At 34.1% G+C, this 16,461-nt stretch carries 10 protein-coding genes, 1 pseudogene and 1 other annotated feature; all 11 genes and pseudogenes read left to right on the top strand.

The features are described from left to right. The first annotated feature begins 9 nt into the window (after positions 1 to 9). The 11 genes and pseudogenes from AC1DMU_RS19985 to AC1DMU_RS19935 all read left to right on the top strand — a co-directional run bounded on the left by AC1DMU_RS19985 (position 10) and on the right by AC1DMU_RS19935 (position 16,453). Positions 10 to 372, top strand: a complete 363-nt coding sequence (locus AC1DMU_RS19985) for an EsaB/YukD family protein (RefSeq protein ID WP_000391141.1) — start codon at positions 10 to 12, stop codon at positions 370 to 372. Between the two features lie 31 nt (positions 373 to 403). Further along, positions 404 to 4,411, top strand: coding sequence for a type VII secretion protein EssC (essC, locus tag AC1DMU_RS19980; protein WP_142291722.1), 4,008 nt, complete (start codon positions 404 to 406; stop codon positions 4,409 to 4,411). A 127-nt stretch (positions 4,412 to 4,538) separates the two neighbouring features. Then, positions 4,539 to 4,811: a WXG100 family type VII secretion target gene (locus AC1DMU_RS19975; RefSeq protein ID WP_002141592.1), complete on the top strand. Its 273-nt coding sequence runs from the start codon at positions 4,539 to 4,541 to the stop codon at positions 4,809 to 4,811. A gap of 82 nt (positions 4,812 to 4,893) precedes the next feature. After that, the gene (locus AC1DMU_RS19970; protein WP_088063232.1) at positions 4,894 to 7,569 is read left to right on the top strand and encodes a tetratricopeptide repeat protein; all 2,676 of its coding nucleotides are present in this window, start codon (positions 4,894 to 4,896) and stop codon (positions 7,567 to 7,569) included. A gap of 23 nt (positions 7,570 to 7,592) precedes the next feature. Beyond that, positions 7,593 to 10,469, top strand: a complete 2,877-nt coding sequence (locus AC1DMU_RS19965) for a hypothetical protein (protein WP_215559059.1) — start codon at positions 7,593 to 7,595, stop codon at positions 10,467 to 10,469. Positions 10,470 to 10,539: 70 nt separating this feature from the next. Further along, the gene (locus tag AC1DMU_RS19960) at positions 10,540 to 10,977 is read left to right on the top strand and encodes an SseB family protein (protein WP_088063233.1); all 438 of its coding nucleotides are present in this window, start codon (positions 10,540 to 10,542) and stop codon (positions 10,975 to 10,977) included. Between the two features lie 56 nt (positions 10,978 to 11,033). Next, the gene (locus tag AC1DMU_RS19955; protein ID WP_088063234.1) at positions 11,034 to 12,461 is read left to right on the top strand and encodes a WXG100 family type VII secretion target; all 1,428 of its coding nucleotides are present in this window, start codon (positions 11,034 to 11,036) and stop codon (positions 12,459 to 12,461) included. 21 nt (positions 12,462 to 12,482) lie between these two features. Then, positions 12,483 to 12,938 carry an immunity protein YezG family protein gene (locus AC1DMU_RS19950; protein ID WP_088063235.1) on the top strand — a complete coding sequence of 152 codons (456 nt, stop codon included), beginning with the start codon at positions 12,483 to 12,485 and terminating at the stop codon, positions 12,936 to 12,938. A gap of 596 nt (positions 12,939 to 13,534) precedes the next feature. Next, positions 13,535 to 13,697, top strand: a pseudogene (locus AC1DMU_RS19945) (PepSY domain-containing protein); the annotation flags it as partial. Positions 13,698 to 13,796: 99 nt separating this feature from the next. Further along, positions 13,797 to 14,045 (top strand) — a binding site (T-box leader). A 116-nt stretch (positions 14,046 to 14,161) separates the two neighbouring features. Beyond that, complete coding sequence (locus AC1DMU_RS19940) at positions 14,162 to 15,502, top strand: sodium-dependent transporter (protein WP_088063237.1); 1,341 nt, start codon at positions 14,162 to 14,164, stop codon at positions 15,500 to 15,502. Positions 15,503 to 15,538: 36 nt separating this feature from the next. Further along, positions 15,539 to 16,453 (top strand): alpha/beta fold hydrolase, encoded by a 915-nt coding sequence (locus AC1DMU_RS19935; RefSeq protein ID WP_088063238.1) that lies wholly within the window; start codon positions 15,539 to 15,541, stop codon positions 16,451 to 16,453. Positions 16,454 to 16,461 lie beyond the last annotated feature (8 nt).

The raw sequence follows: 16,461 nt of genomic DNA, 5'->3' as shown, positions 1-16,461 counted from the left end.
TGAATAAACGTGGAAGAGATTATTGTGACATACATAAAACAGTCAAATGAAGAAATTGATATTGCAATTCCAAATGACGTAAAAGTGGTGCAAATTATTGAAGCGATTTTACATCATGAAAAAATAGATGAAGCATTAAGCGGGATCTATGAAATTAGAGTGGCAAAAGATAAAGAAGAGTGGCATTCTATTCGAAATGATGAAACGTTGCGCGATAATGATGTGTGGGATGGACAATATGTAATGCTACATAAAAAAGGAGCAATTATCCCTTCTTTTGAAATGATGCCAGCAGAAGAAGTTTATAATGAACCTGTTAAACAAGATATGTCTTCTAGTGAAGAAGATTATGTATGGAAAATCATTGAGTAATAGTTTTGGGATGGGGAAGGAGAAATGTTTTGTGCAAAAATCACCGTATTTTCAACGCTCTCCGCGTGTGAAAGTAGATATACCGACAGGGGATGTTATTATTCATGATCCACCGAATATACCGGAGGAGCCGAAGTTTTCAATTGAAACAATGTTACTGCCTGCAATGATGACAGTTTTAACATTGGTATTATATTTTGTAATGATGAAATTTATGAAGATGAATTCAAGTTATATGCCATTAATGATGGTTTCAAGTATTCCGATGTTGGGATCATATATAATTACAACGATGGGGCATTTCCGTAAAAAGAAAGAACATCGTCAAATGGTTGAACAATTACAAACAAGATATTTAGAGCAAATTCAAAAGCATCGAGTGGAATTAGATACGTTAAAGGTTGAACAAGCAAAATATTTAATTACACAAAATCCAAGCCCATTAAAAAGTGTACAAAGAATTGAAAATCGGGAAAGTAATTTATGGGAGAGAACACCTGAAAGTCCAGACTTTTTAGATATTCGTATTGGTACAGGAGAAAGACCATTTCTTGTAGAATTGAAGGTGCCTGAACAGAAAGGTTATGAAGAAAATCCATTAGTTACAGAAGCGCAAAATGTGAAAAGGGATTTCAATACGATACCAAATGGACACATTTCTATTTCTTTGAAAAAAAACGATGTAATTGGTGTAGTTGGAAATAAAGAAGATAGACTAAACTTTATTCGAATTGTAACGACGCAAATTATGACGCATCATGCACCAAATGAAGTGAAAATAGCAGCATTTTATCATGAGAAAGAGAAAAAGCAGTGGGATTGGATGAGGTGGCTTCCTCACGTATGGGATGAACAGAGAAGTATGCGCTTTTTATCTGAAAATCAACAAGATGCACAGAAACTAGCTGAAGTACTATTTACCCCACTTAACATGCGTAGAATCTATAATTCTTCTACGCAAGCGGATGCAAAAGTTCCTTTGATTCCGATGTATATCTTTTTCTTATCCGCGAGAGAATTTTTAGAAGATGATCCTTTAACTCCAATGTTACTTAGAGAAGGTGAAAGTGTAGGAGCTTCTACATTTATTTTTGCGGAACAAAAGGAACGGTTACCGATGGAATGTGATCTTGTAATAAGTTTAAATGGAGAAAATGGTGAGTTAGTAGAAACGTTTTCAAGTTCAGCTGAAAATAGTGGGACAACGCGTGCTAGTTTTAAAGTAGATCGACTTTCATTCGAACGATGTGAACTAGGAGCGCGAAGCATTGCTCCAATTCGAATGAAAAGTTCTACAGCAGCCAACATTCCGAAAGTATTAACATTTTTAGACTTGTTTCAAGCTAAAAACATGGAAGAATTACAAGTGCTAGAGAGATGGAAAGAAAATCGATATCCGACTTCATTACCGGTTCCAATTGGTGTAAGAGAAGGAAGTAAACCTGTTTTTCTAAATATTCACGATAAAATAGAGAAAAAAGGGCATGGTCCGCACGGTCTAATGGCTGGTACAACTGGATCAGGAAAAAGTGAAGTAATTCAGTCTATAATAGCCGCGTTAGCGGCAACCTATCATCCTCATGAGATGGCGTTTATGCTTATAGACTATAAAGGTGGTGGAATGTCAAACACATTTGCGGGATTACCGCATATTATTGCATCTATTACGAACTTAGAAGATCCAAACTTAATTGAGCGTGCCAGAATTTCATTAAAGGCAGAATTAGAGCGTAGACAAAAATTATTCATTCAGGCTGGAAATGTTCAGCATCTAGATGAATATTATGAAACAAGCTGGCGTGAAAAAGAACCTTTACCACATTTGTTTATTGTTATTGATGAGTTTGCTCAAATGAAAAAGGAACAACCAGAATTTATGGACGAGCTAATTAGTGTCGCTGCAATAGGAAGGACGTTAGGAGTTCACTTATTATTAGCAACTCAAAAACCTTCAGGGGTTGTAAATGATAAGATTTGGAGTAACTCGCGTTTTCGAATTTGTTTACGTGTACAAGATGATGCGGATAGTCGTGAAATGTTAAAGATTCCAGATGCATCAAAAATCAATGTACCAGGACGAGGGTATCTCCAAGTTGGTAGCAATGAAGTATTGGAATTATTCCAATCAGCATGGAGCGGTGCACCTTATAATCCAGATGAAGAGAAAGTTCTTGATATTGTTGATTTTACAGAAGTTAAGCTTTCGGGTGAAAGAATAAAAGTGAAAAAGCGTCCAAAACCAATGACAAATAGTCCAAAACAACTACAAGCTTTTATTCAATATGTACAGAGCGTATCAGAAAAAGAAAATATTAAAGCATTACCAGGACCTTGGCTGGATCCATTACCGGAAAAATTATTGTTAAAAGAATTTTATGCTATGGAAGATTGGACAATTGCTGAGTGGAATAAATCAAAAGAATATTTACAAGTAACAGTAGGATTAATTGATGATGTTGCAAATCAAGCTCAATTTCCTCTGAAGTTAGATTTACAAGAAGGGCATTTAAATATTTATGGTATGCCTGGTACAGGAAAAACGACGATGTTGCAAACAATTATTTTGTCTCTAGCCGTATCTCATACACCAGCAGAAGTGAATTTCTATGTTATTGATTTTGGTCGAATGTTCTTAGATTTTAGAGATTTACCTCACATTGGCGGGATTATACAAGAAGGCGAAAATGAGAAAATGAAACGTCTATTCGGATTTTTAAAGAAGGAAATCACGATTAGAAAAGAGAGCTTTTCTAATATCGGTGCAAAATCATTCTCTATGTATAACCGAATGGTAGAAAAGAAAATACCAGCAATAGTAGTGATGGTAGATGGTTATATAAGATTCAAAAATGAATTCGAGAAAGAAAATGAAGTATTAGAATTATTATTGCGTGAATCAAGCACATACGGAGTATATTTCTATTTTTCTCTGAATCAAACAATAGATATGTTCGATCGTGTTCGTAATAATATACCGATGGCACTTACATTTGAATTGCAAGATGGAACAGAATATCATAACTTAGTTGGCAGACCTAAATTCCCATTAATTGAAGTTCCTGTTGGCCGTGGATTAATGAAAGGGCAACCGCCGGAATTATTCCAAGCAGCATTGCCGTTTATTGGGGAAAGTGAAATTGAGTACTCTCAACAATTAAAAACAATTATTCAAAAAATGAATGAAGAAAGGAATGGTGAAAAAGCAAAAGCTATTCCAATGGTACCTAAAGAAATATTTGTAGAACATATGATTGAAAAATTAGAAAGAGCTCATATTTCAGCAGGTATAGAAACAGAGGATATTCGTTTGCAAAGTTTTTCTTTAGATGAAATGAGTCATATATTTATTGGGGGAAGAATAGAAGGTGGAAAAACATCGCTATTACAAACACTTCTATTCACTACTACATACCAATACTCTCCTGAAAAGGTTGAGCTATACTTAGTAGACCTTGGTGAAAGACCTACAGGCTTATTAGCTCTTGGAGATTTACCTCATGTGAAGAAGAAAGTTACAGATGGTATGCAATTAAAAGAAATGTTAGATGAATTGTTAGAGCTAATAAATAATAGAGAACCAATAATGCCTTCGATAGATCCAAATGCAACAGTGGAGATTTCATATAAGCGAATAATCATTGCGATTGATGATATCGATCAAATGTTAACTATATTATCTACTGATTATGAGGCGAAAAATAAAATGGAACTAATAGTCCAAAACTGTAAAAATAAAGGGATTCACTTTATGACAGCCGCTACTACGTCTAGCCTAAATAGCTATTCTCATGAAAAATGGTTTGCAGAAATTAGAAAGAGAAGTATTGGTTATTTATTGGGAACGACACAAAATAACGATGTGTATTTCTTTAATATGAAACTGCCACATACTGAAATGGATCAAGAATTATTAAGTGGGAATGGATATTGCATACGTAGAAAGCCAATCAAAATAAAATGTGCATATACACCATTACATTTACTTCGCACGATGACAGATAAAATTAGTGTGAAATGGTCAGAATTAAAAGTGAAATAATATTAAAATAGGGTTAAATTACTAGAAAATAGAATATTTTTGTAATTTAACTCTTTTAAAATTGTATGAATATAGTTTATAATCTAATTGTTGTATCATTTATGATTTGAAAGGGGAAATTATTACGATGGCAGAAATTAAAATCACACCAGAAGAACTTGAAAGAATCTCAGGAAATTTTAAAAACGCAGCAGGAGAAGCTCAAAGCCAAATTAATAGACTTGAGGGCGACATTAATAGTTTAGAAGGTCAATGGGCTGGGGCAACACAAGCGAAATTCCGTGGAGAATTTATTCAATCTAAACAAGCAATGCAACAATATATTCCAATTTTAGAGGGGATTTCTACAGATTTAAAACGTATTGCTGATAAATTCCGTAACACAGATAACGCATACTAAGAATAGAACAATCGCAAAAGACCGGGAGCTATTGTTCCTGGTCTTTTTTTGAAAAATTGCTATACGAGAGTAAGGGGATAAAATGGGATTCCGACCAGAAGTAGGAGAAAAAATTAACCTTAATAAAGATGTGTATCGTTTTGAGAAACACCCAGCTGTAATTGGTATTGAAATGCCCTATGGTCAAGAAGGAAGACAAGGAACAGTATATCAATTACAACAAGAAAATGGTGTGGACCGAATTGCATTAAAGGTTTTTAAGGAACGCTATCGTGAGGAAAAACATCAACTAGCATTTCTGAAACCACTTTCTTCTTTAGCGGGTCTGAAAGTATGTTCACGCTATATCGTTACTACAGAAGAACATATATCTGCTATCGAAAAATCAGAAGATCTTGCTAATAGTATTGTAATGCCTTGGATTGAAGGTCCAACTTGGGCTGATATTTTACAAGAACAACGAGTGTTATCAAAAGAACAATGTTTCTTTATTGCAGAAGCATTTCTTACAACACTTAAAATGATGGAGGGAAATGAAGTTGCTCATAATGATTTATCGTCTAGCAACGTACTCGTACCTTTCTTAAGTGAAAATGCAATTGAAGGTCAACACTATATCGAACTTGTTGATGTTGAGCAAATGTATGGCCCAAAAACGAAAAGACCTTCGTTATTGCCAGCAGGTTCAGCGGGTTACGCACCAATGTATTTAAAAAGTGGAGTATGGCAAAAAGAAGCCGATCGATTTGCAGGCGCTATTTTATTGGGAGAAATATTAAGTTGGTGTAGTGAAGAAGTTCGAAATAAAAAATGGACGGATGCAAGCTACTTTAAAACGGAAGAAATGCAGACAGAATGTGGAAGGTATACGTTACTTCAGCAAGTATTACATAATCAATGGAACGGGGAAATTGCAAAATTATTTAAGCAGGCATGGAGTAGTAATTCTTTCGCAGAATGCCCAAGCTTTGCACAGTGGTACGAGGTATTTAATAGCGCGAGAGAAAGAATAAAAATTGATGCGGAAAGGCAGTCAGCAGAAGAACACTCTCTTTTTGTATCAAAATGTTTGGAAATTGCAAGATTATTAGAAGAGAGAGGATTTAAACAAGCGGCATTATATGAATATAAAATAATTTTCAATTCACTCAATCCATCAACAGCTCTGCAAAAAGAACTCGCATATATCATTCAAACTATGGAGAGTCAAGAGCCTGAAATAAATAATAAAATGGTCCTACAACATTATTTGGAATTAGCTACTGAATTGGAACGAGAAAACAATGCAGCATTTGCTTGTTTCGTCTATTCACGAATCGTACAATTTCCAAACATTGATCAGGCGTTAAAACAGGAAATTGAAAGCATTATTAAAGAGATAGAAGAAGAGCAAGGAACACAGTCGCAGCAAGAAGTAGCAGCTACAATTACAGTGCCAACTAGCATTCTACAGAGCCGAAAACAAACAAAAAAACAAGTGGAATATGATATAGATGATGAGATTTTAAATGCAAAAGCATCGAATCAACCACTTACAGTAGCGCATGAACAAAGTGAACCATCACCTTTTTCTACATGGTGGAAAAAGAATAAAAAGCGGATTTTGATTATTGGTTCAACTGCAGTTATTGTAATAGGTGGTTCGACGTTGTTTTATTTCTACACAACAAACGCTAAATATCAAAAGTTTATGGAACAAGCAAGACAAGCTTATGATGATAAAAAATATACAAAAGCAGAAGAAGCTGTTGGACAGGCAATTGCTGTGAAGGGGAAAGACGAGGCATATCTCCAATTAGCAACGATTTACGTTGCTGAAGGGAAAAATAAAATTGCAATCGATTATATTACAAAACTAATAAAAGATAGAGAAATCGATAAAGAAAATAATGAAGCTGCTTATCTATTAGCTTCAGCGAATTTCCGCATTGGAAAATATCAAGAAGCAGTGCAAAATTTTGAACAAGCGCTAGCGAATAATGCAAAAGGAATTGAACCATACAAAAAAGATGCAATGCGAGATTTAGCTGTAAGTCATATGAAAATGAAAGAATTTGAAAAAGCGGAAGATGTTATTGTCAAAATGAGTACGAAAACAAATGAAGATAAAGCAATTGTTTCGTATTTAAAAGGTCAATTATCAACCGCAACGGTACAGTTAGATAAAGCAGAATCTTTCTTTAAAGAAGCTATTATGCAAGATTCAAAGAATGCCATATATACAATTGAACTTTCAAATTTATATGTGCTTTGGAATAAAACAAATCTAATTGATAGTGCGAAGAAAGAAATGAATTATCAACAAGCATCTCACATTTTACAAGTAGCGATTCAAAAAGATATGAAAAATATTGAGTTGTTAAATCAACTAGGAATTGTGTATTACGAAGCGGGTCAATTTTATGAAACGCGAGATGGTGCAAAGAGTACTGCTGCATATCAGCAAGCGTTAGAAGCTTACAATAGAGTTGTCAGCAGTGGAACACGCGACATAAATACGCTTGTAAATATAGGGATTTTATACGATAAAGTGGGACAAGGGAATGAAGCAGAGAAGCTTTTCACAGAAGCATACGCACAAAACGATGAAAATCCACATGTGAATTTTGCATTCGGGATGTTTAAAATTAAACAGAAAAAATACGAGGAAGCAAGTCGTTTCTTAAGAAAAACAGTGCAAGCAAATGAAAATGAATCCGAAGTAAGAGCTGCGCAAGAAAAACTAACAGAAATGAAAGCAAACGGTTGGATTCAATAAAGATAGGAAAAGGGGAAAAGGACATGGAGGAAAACAATAATAACTTAGGGAAAAAAGTCGCTATATCCGTAATGTCGGTAGCATTACTAGGAACATCAGGATATCTTGTGTATGACAAAGGCTTTAAGACAGCAGGAAAAGAACAAGTAAAACTAGCAAGTAATACAGAAGAGAAAAAAGATGATCGTATTACAGGGGGCGATTTACAGTCTATGTTCCCAAATTTAGTTGCTGATCCTGCAAAAAAAGATGAAAAACCCGGCGAAAAACCAACTATTAATTTAGCAGACTTAATTGGGAATAATAAATCACCAATTACGCCAGTAACATATAAACCAGATGAAGTATCGGTGGAAAAGAAAGATCCACAAATCAAATTATCGGATGCACCAACTCCACAGAAACTAGATTTACCAACTAATATGGTTGGACCTGTGGCAGAGCCAAGTAAAAAATCGCTAGATAATTTAGTGGATCAAGGGAAAACACCGGGTGATGGAAAAACAGCAGGTGGTGGAGAGACACCAGGTGATGGGAAAATGCCAAGTGGTGAAAAAGAACCAGAGAAACAACCAAAACCAGGTGATGATAAAGAACCAGAGAAACAACCAAAACCAGGTGATGATAAAGAACCAGAGAAGCCAAAGCCAGGTGATGATAAAGAACCAGAGAAACCAAAACCAGGTGATGATAAAGAACCAGAGAAACCAAAACCAGGTGATGATAAAGAACCAGAGAAACCAAAACCAGGTGATGATAAAGAACCGGAGAAACCAAAACCAGGTGATGATAAAGAACCAGAGAAGCCAAAACCACCTGTATCACATGATCAAATTATTGTATCCCCAATAACTGGAGATATTTTAGTAGAGTGGTATGCTGGAAATGGAGAGAAATATTCATCTGTATTCTTTAATGAGTATTACGGGAAAAAGCAAGACTCTAATAAATTAGATATGTTAGCTGAATATTCCGAGGAACTGAAAGATTTGACACTTATATCTCAATTAAATAAGGAGTCAAATGCAAAAACGCTGGCTAATCATAGACTAACATTGGACAATTTGGGAGAAATTTTAGCTAATAAAAAGAATTATTCGAATCAAAGTGAATTATTTTATTTGCGTAATCAAATGAATACACTTAAGGAAAAAGTTACAACACAACAAGAGTTACAAAAGTATTTAAATGAAAAACAGAAAGAGTATGTTCAATTTGTTGGAAAGTTAATATTTGATAAAGCTGTATATGAGGAAGGGCTTTGGTTGGAAGATCCGTATAATCCGGAGAATCTAGTCTATTTAGAACAAGCTTTAAGTAAATATTATTTAGTCACATCAGTGCTCGAAAGTGTGGATCCAAAAATAGTAGAAGCTGCAAATCAACATGTAGAGAAGATTTTTTACAAACTTTTAGAAGAAGAATTAAAGAATATTAACATCGATAAACCGGTAGTGACATCTAATAATGGTACTAAGGAAAACGTAGGTACAGAGGAAGAACTTGTAACTAGCAGTAATGGAGAAAAAGCGGTTAAAGAAGATAATAAGGTTGAGATTGAAGCGTCAGAAATAGCTAGTGAGAAAGATAAAAAAGATCAATCAATTGAAAGTGAAAAAAGCAATATAGAAAACAAGGAAAAGATAGAGCATAAAAATAAAGATAGCAAAGATACAGTTGATCAAATGAAACCAGAAAAATCAGAAAAAGAAAAAAGAATTGATCAAGCAATTGAGCAAATCGAAACATATTTAAATTCTGAAAATCCACAATATGAAAAGACATTAAAATTAGTAAATGAATCGATTACTGATGCAAACAATCAACAAAAAGAAAAACTAGATCAGCAATTTAGTGTGGCTGTAGAGGGACTTCAAGGACAAATAAAAGCTCCTACTACTTCAGTGGAAGTTGCTCTAAATAAAGCAAATTTATTAGCAAATACAGCAGGGGTTGAAAAATCCGTTCAAGATGAAGCTAAGAAATTATTAATGCCACTTATGTTTGAAAGAAAAGCAATAGAGGCTGCGAATATGGGAGAGTATTATACAGCTGTATTGAATATTGCGAATGCAATTCGCACAAAACACCCATTAGAACGTTCAAGAGAAGAAATGGTTAATTATGCGAATAAATTATGGGTAAAGACAGAAAATGAATGGAATGAAATGAATGGAACAACAGGGTGGCAAAATAAGGTAGAAAAAACAGTGCTACCATCATACACATTACTGGCACAATTAAAGGATATCGATAAGACTATTGGCCAAATTAACGGAATGAGTATGATTGATAGTGCATCAAGAAAGATGGAAGGGATTCAGCTAATACAAATAGCGAGTGCAAAAGCGAATGAGCCAGGAAAACTTTTTGATGCTTTACATTACTTCGGACAAGCTTCAAATCGCGGGGTAAATGATGTAAAAGGATTCACTAAAGTTGTAAATGAAGTATTATATGAAGCGGAGCAAGCGGAAAAAAGTAATTATTTATCAGCATTAGAAATTTATCAAATTCTTTATAAGACGCCAGGCATTGAACTGACTGGAATGAAAGATAAAGCCAAAGCTGCCATTGAATATTTAAGTGCATTTGATGCTGCAAATAAAAGGGCTAATCATGTAAACACTATTGAAGATTTAGCATCAGTAATTGAATTAACACATCAATCAATGATGCTAGGGTATCAGCAGGAGCCTGTAAATAAATTTATGAAGGCTGTTTCTGAAGAAATGTTAGACACAGGTGAAGAGTATTTAAAGAAAAATGATAGTAATAATGCATATAAATGTTTCGAGTTTTTAACTCGACCAATATATTCAGCTACAATTGATGGAGAATTGCGCCAAAAAGCAATGAAACAATTAGACGAAATTAAAGCTATAAACGTTCAAAAATAATTAGATTTAACATTCGCCATCTTACTTTGCGTAAGATGGCGAAATTATTTCGCATAAGGAGTGAAGTTCAATGAGTTTGCTAGAAATTTGTCCATTAGATGAGGCGTTAGTGGAAGCTTTACAGAACGAAGAAAAAAGAGTTCGTTTTTATGAGTTATTACAGAAATCAAATTTGTACGTTGTTGCTTCGGTAGAGGGCGATACAACTGTAGATGAAGAAGGAAATTTGATTTCAACTGAAAATACACAATTGCAAATTCATTATTTTGAAATGGTAGAAGGATTAATGTTACCACTGTATTCTGATTTGAAACATTTAGAAATGGTTATTCCAGAAGAATGTCCGTATGTCTCTATGAATGCAGTTGAATTATTAAAGACGATAGATTTAGAGGCAAATGTAATATTAAACCCAGGAACAAAATTTCAAAAATTATTTGTAAAGGAAGAAATTGAAGCGATTTGTGATAACAGTATTTTTGATGTTTTTTCTAAAGAGAATAAGTAAAAATTGATGCAGTTCTATTTCTTTTTGGTATAAAATAGAGGAAGGTGGGAGAAGGTTTGGAAACTAAGGTCAAACCTGAACAACTCGAACAAATTGCCAAAAACATATCAGAGATGCAAACACACAGCCAGAATATACAACAAAATCTCAATCAATCTATGTTTAGTATTCAAATGCAATGGCAAGGGGCAACGAGTCAGCATTTTTATGGGGAATATATGAGATCAATGAGTCTCATGGAATCGTACATACGTAACTTACAAGTTACAGAAAAAGAATTACGGCGTATCGCTCAAAAGTTTCGTCAAGCAGATGAAGAATATCAAAAGAAACAAAATGAAAAATTGAAAGAAACCCATAAAACAGAAAAGAAAAATGAAAAATCATGGTGGGAAAAGACAGTAGAAGGAGCAGCTGAATTCATTGGAGTAAATGATGCAATTCGTGCAGTTACCGGTAAAGACCCTATTACAGGAAAAGAATTATCATCAAAAGAAAGACTCATCGCCGCAGGATGGACACTCCTAAACTTTGTTCCTGTTGGAAAAGTGGCAAGTCTTGCTGGAAAAGGAATAAAGTATGTCGCTTCTAGCTTTGGGAAGACAATTGTAAAAGCAGGAAAAAGACTAGGTGAAGGCGTAACAATGGTAGCCGGAAAAGCTGGAAAAGCAGCCGTCGATGGTATAAAAACAGCCAGCCACAAAGTAAAAGAGGGTGTAAACTTTGTAGCCTCCACAGCAAAAGGATTTGCCGATAAAATCGGAAGTCTATGGAACAAAGGTGCCACAACCGTAAAAACAACCTTCTTGCAAGGGAATGAAAAGATCCAGCACGCAGTAAAAACATTACTGGAATACAAATGGATCCCAGGCGAGGGAAAAGGCTTCGCCATGGCTGGAGTAGGAAAGGTCTCAGGAGGAGGACAGTATTCTCTGAAAGAGGCTTATCAGTATATGGAGAGTAAGGTTGTTAAGGGTACGGGTAAAGGCGGCAGTACTGTAAGTGAAGTTAAAACATTTGTGGACAAAGGGAAACATTTTACAAATGGAAGAAAAAATAGATTAAAGCCTAATATTAGATATAAAACGGGAGAGTATGATTACTTTTATGAAACAGATAATCTTGGAAGAATTGAAAAATTTGAAACAGATAAGTTACAATTAACTGAGAGAGAGAAGAGATTATCACATAGCAAAAATACACTAGGAAAAGTAAAAGGGCAAGATCATGCAGGACATTTGGCTGGTGATAGATTTGGAGGATCACCTAAAATTGACAATTTAGTTTCGCAATTATCTGATGTTAATATGAAGCAGTATAAGAAAATTGAAAATGAATGGGCTACAGCTTTGAAAGAAAAACCCCCTAAAGAAGTAACAGTTGATGTTGAAATAATTTATCATGGCAATGATATGCGTCCAAAGGAATTTATAGTTAATTACTCGATTGATGGTAAGGCAGACTTCAGAGTTATTAAAAATTGATTTAAGGAGTGAAAAAGTAGTATGAAAGAATTTGAAGATAAATTTAGTGAATTGCAAGCAGATATGATATCTATATGTATGGAATATGTTGAAGATAGGGCGGATAAAGTGTACGTTTATGCTTCGCGTGAGGAAGGAATTATTTCGGGAAGTTTCTTTTATTGCATTAACAATAAGTATGTAGAACGTCATAAAGTAAATGATGCATTGGAAGATGAAGACGAAAGATATGATGTTTCTACTAAAAGACAGTCTATGGTATTACGCATTATATGTGAAGATATTGAGAAAATTGAAGAATTATGCAAAGAATATGAGCGTGACATGCCAACTGAGATGAAATTGATATATGATGTTCATAGTGGCAAGTTTAAAGCTCAATATAAGTATGATTTAGTATATACGAATGATGAAGTTAAAACAGCTAGCCATATTGCTGATGAGTGGTTTGAGGAAGTGAAAAATAATAAACTTTAAAAAATTTATAGTAATAGATATATTTAAACTGAATTAATAACTCATGAAAGTTTTAGCATCTATTTGTATAATAGCATTTGCATACAGGAGTGACAAAGTATTGCTGTAATTAATTTAAAACATGTTATGTAGTGTACAGAAAAATAGTAGGCTGTTAAAAAGTATATACTTCATGATGGTTGTACCATCATAGTGTATTATGTGCAATGATAGAATAGGAAAAGAAGTACGAGCTTAGGCGAGATGACATTTTACTGTGCGACGAATATAAAGACATTGAATGGACATAAAACTAACCAAATCGTACAAACTCGTAAGTTTTAACGTAGTAGTTGTTATGACATATAAAAGGTGTCATACTGTTACTATAAAACTTACAAATTTATGCTACTTAAAAACATATGAACTTAAAGCACTTGATTGTCAATTAAAGGCAACAAGTGCTTTTTGTGTTTTAGCGTAGAAATAAGTTGGTACACGTATAATTTTATAAGTGTATTAAGTGTTAAATTTTATAGACTGTAATGGATTTGTACAGTGTATGACGATAGTAGAGGAAAAACTAAAGGGTTGTATTATGTTTTGAAGTCATCGTAAAGTACGTTTTAACGGTTGATGTAAGAGTACATCCAATAACAGGTGGAGTCGTCTACTACAGCGGTAAATAACGCTATTCAACAAAAGGAGTCATCGCAACAACAAGATAACGATGATCCAGAAGAAGGTACTGCTGATAGTGGTGATGATGACGAAGGATAATAAAAAGGTTTCTCAACAAATTTTAATATAACCCTTGACAGTTACAAATATAACCGATATACTTCATATTAATTTCAAAAGAAAATATATTCTAAATATTTAATTGTGTTGAATAGGAGTAGTAAGGTCGTATATTTGTACAGAGAGCTATGGGTTGGTGTGACATAGTCAAATGACATCCTGAACTCGCCTAGGAGCAGTAAGGTGGAACGGAATCACATTCTTAGTAAATCTTAACGGTTAACCTTCGATATTAGGTTTGTAATCAAACGATTACTACTAAGGTGGATTCATAATGGAATCAATAAGAGTGGTACCGCGTTAAGTAAATGGCTTAGCGTCTCTTTATATAGAGACGTTGGGCCATTTTTTTATTTTATGGAAATAGAAATGGAGGGTTTATTTGGACTGGTTTATAAAATTCTATTATTTATATAAAAAGATTTAATTAGGAGGAAAATAAGATGAAACAGACGGAGCAATGGACTTCGAAATTAGGTTTTATAATGGCTGCAGCTGGATCGGCAATTGGACTTGGCGCAATATGGAAGTTTCCTTATATCGCTGGGAAAAGCGGGGGAGGAGCATTCTTTTTAATCTTTATATTATTCACTGTATTAATTGGGCTACCGCTACTTATAGCTGAATTTATGATTGGTCGCAGTACACAGAAACAAGCAGTTGGAGCATTTAAAAGTATTGCACCAAATACAGGGTGGCACTGGATTGGACGTCTTGGCGTCGGAACGTGTTTTATATTACTTTCGTTTTATAGTGTTGTAGGTGGATGGGTATTCATTTATTTGTTCAGAGGACTAACAGGACAACTTATTATTCCAGGACAAAATTACGGAGCATTATTTACTGAAACAATTGGAAATCCGACTTGGGCAATTATGGGACATTTCGCTTTTATGTTCATTACGATTTGGGTTGTATCAAAAGGTGTACAAAATGGAATTGAAAAAGCAAGTAAATATATGTTGCCAGCGTTGTTCGTTTTATTTGTCGCTCTTATTGTTCGCTCACTAACACTAGATAACGCAATGAAAGGTGTGAAGTTTTTCTTACAACCAGACTTCTCAAAGATTACTTCAGAAAGTATTTTGTTCGCAATGGGTCAATCTTTCTTTGCAATTAGTATCGGGATTTCTATTATGGTCACATATAGTTCCTATTTAAATAAAAAAGAAAGCTTACCAAAATCAGCAATAACAATTGTTGGATTGAATCTATTTGTTTCATTATTTGCAGGTCTTGCTATTTTTCCGGCCGTATTTTCATTAGGAATGGAGCCAACAGAAGGGCCTGGATTACTATTTATCGTATTACCATCAGTATTTAGTCAAATTCCATTCGGTGGAATTTTCTTAACAGTATTTCTTGCACTATTTACATTTGCGACATTAACATCGGCATTTTCTCTATTAGAGACAGTTGTTTCAGCATTAGCAAATGGTGAACAAGAAAAAAGAACGAAATTATCATGGATAATCGGTTTCTGCATTTTCTTAGTAGGTATACCATCCGCGTTATCATTTGGAGTATGGAGTGATATTACGATTTTCGGAAAGAATATTTTTGATGCAGTAGACTTCTTATCTAGTAATATACTAATGCCACTTGGTGCACTATTTATTAGTATTTTCGTTTCATTCAAAATGGAAAAGAAGGTACTAGAAGCAGAGTTTTTTGTAGGTGGAAATTATGGAAAGAAAGTATTTATTTGTTGGGCGTTTTTACTTCGATTTATAGCACCACTTGCAATAATCATCGTCTTTTTAAATGTAATAGGGATTATTTAAAATTAAATGTTATAATATTCAGTAAAAAAGAAGGTGATGGTCATAAGAGCGAATTTGATAGAAGTAGGAAAATATATGAATATTAGAGGGGAAAAACTATACGTTGAAACGCATGGAAATCCTAAAAATAAACCAGTCCTATACTTGCATGGTGGACCAGGAGAAAGTTGCTATGATTTTTCATTTCATCAAGCGGAACGTTTAAAAGATTCTTTATATGTAATAATGATAGATCAAAGAGGTGTTTGTCGCTCAGAAGAAATTACTGAGGACGAAGCTTTTGGATTAAATGATTTGATTGAAGACTGTGAGGAACTAAAAAAAGTATTACAAATTGAGAAATGGTCTGTCATTGGACATTCTTTCGGTGGATATTTAGCATTGTTATATGCGTCGATATATCCAAGTTCAATAGAGAAAATCATATTTGAAGCGCCAACTTTCGATTTTGCATTAACAAGTAGAGCTTTGTTACAAAAGACAGGGCATTTATTAAAAAAGTATGGAAAAGAAGAAGTAGCAGAAGAGTCTATCGCTTATTCATCTAGCAATGCTACTTCAGAAGAGTTGCTAGAAGCTTATATAAGAATAAGCAATGAATTAGAAGAAAATAGAATGGAGATTTACAATTATAAGGAAGATGTGACAGACGAGAGTTTGTATAGTAATGAAGAGTGGGAAGTATTTTCAAATCGCTCCAAAATTCATTTTGATAGATTAAAAATAGAAGGAGCAGTTCATACTTCATTATTACAAAAAATAAAAGATATACAAAATCCAATGTTATTAATTGTAGGAAAACATGATGCAGTAACGTGTGAAAAACAAATTGAAATATTTAATAAAGATGCTCAAAATGGGAATTGTATTGTATTCGAAGAGAGTGGTCATACACCGCATTATGAAGAAGCAGATCGATTTGCGGAAATAGTCATTCAGTTTTTGAAATAAAATAGAAA

Source organism: Bacillus sp. 01N45 (assembly GCF_056399205.1).
The sequence above is the reverse complement of the archived record's forward strand: the minus strand, read 5'-3'. Positions and strand labels throughout refer to the sequence as shown.

Excerpts from the sequence above, each read along its gene's own strand:
- AC1DMU_RS19975 (WP_002141592.1), top strand. The coding sequence starts at position 4,539 with ATGGCAGAAATTAAAATCACACCAGAAGAACTTGAAAGAATCTCAGGA.
- AC1DMU_RS19970 (WP_088063232.1), top strand. The coding sequence starts at position 4,894 with ATGGGATTCCGACCAGAAGTAGGAGAAAAAATTAACCTTAATAAAGAT.
- AC1DMU_RS19965 (WP_215559059.1), top strand. The coding sequence starts at position 7,593 with ATGGAGGAAAACAATAATAACTTAGGGAAAAAAGTCGCTATATCCGTA.
- AC1DMU_RS19960 (WP_088063233.1), top strand. The coding sequence starts at position 10,540 with ATGAGTTTGCTAGAAATTTGTCCATTAGATGAGGCGTTAGTGGAAGCT.
- AC1DMU_RS19950 (WP_088063235.1), top strand. The coding sequence starts at position 12,483 with ATGAAAGAATTTGAAGATAAATTTAGTGAATTGCAAGCAGATATGATA.
- AC1DMU_RS19940 (WP_088063237.1), top strand. The coding sequence starts at position 14,162 with ATGAAACAGACGGAGCAATGGACTTCGAAATTAGGTTTTATAATGGCT.
- AC1DMU_RS19935 (WP_088063238.1), top strand. The coding sequence starts at position 15,539 with ATGGTCATAAGAGCGAATTTGATAGAAGTAGGAAAATATATGAATATT.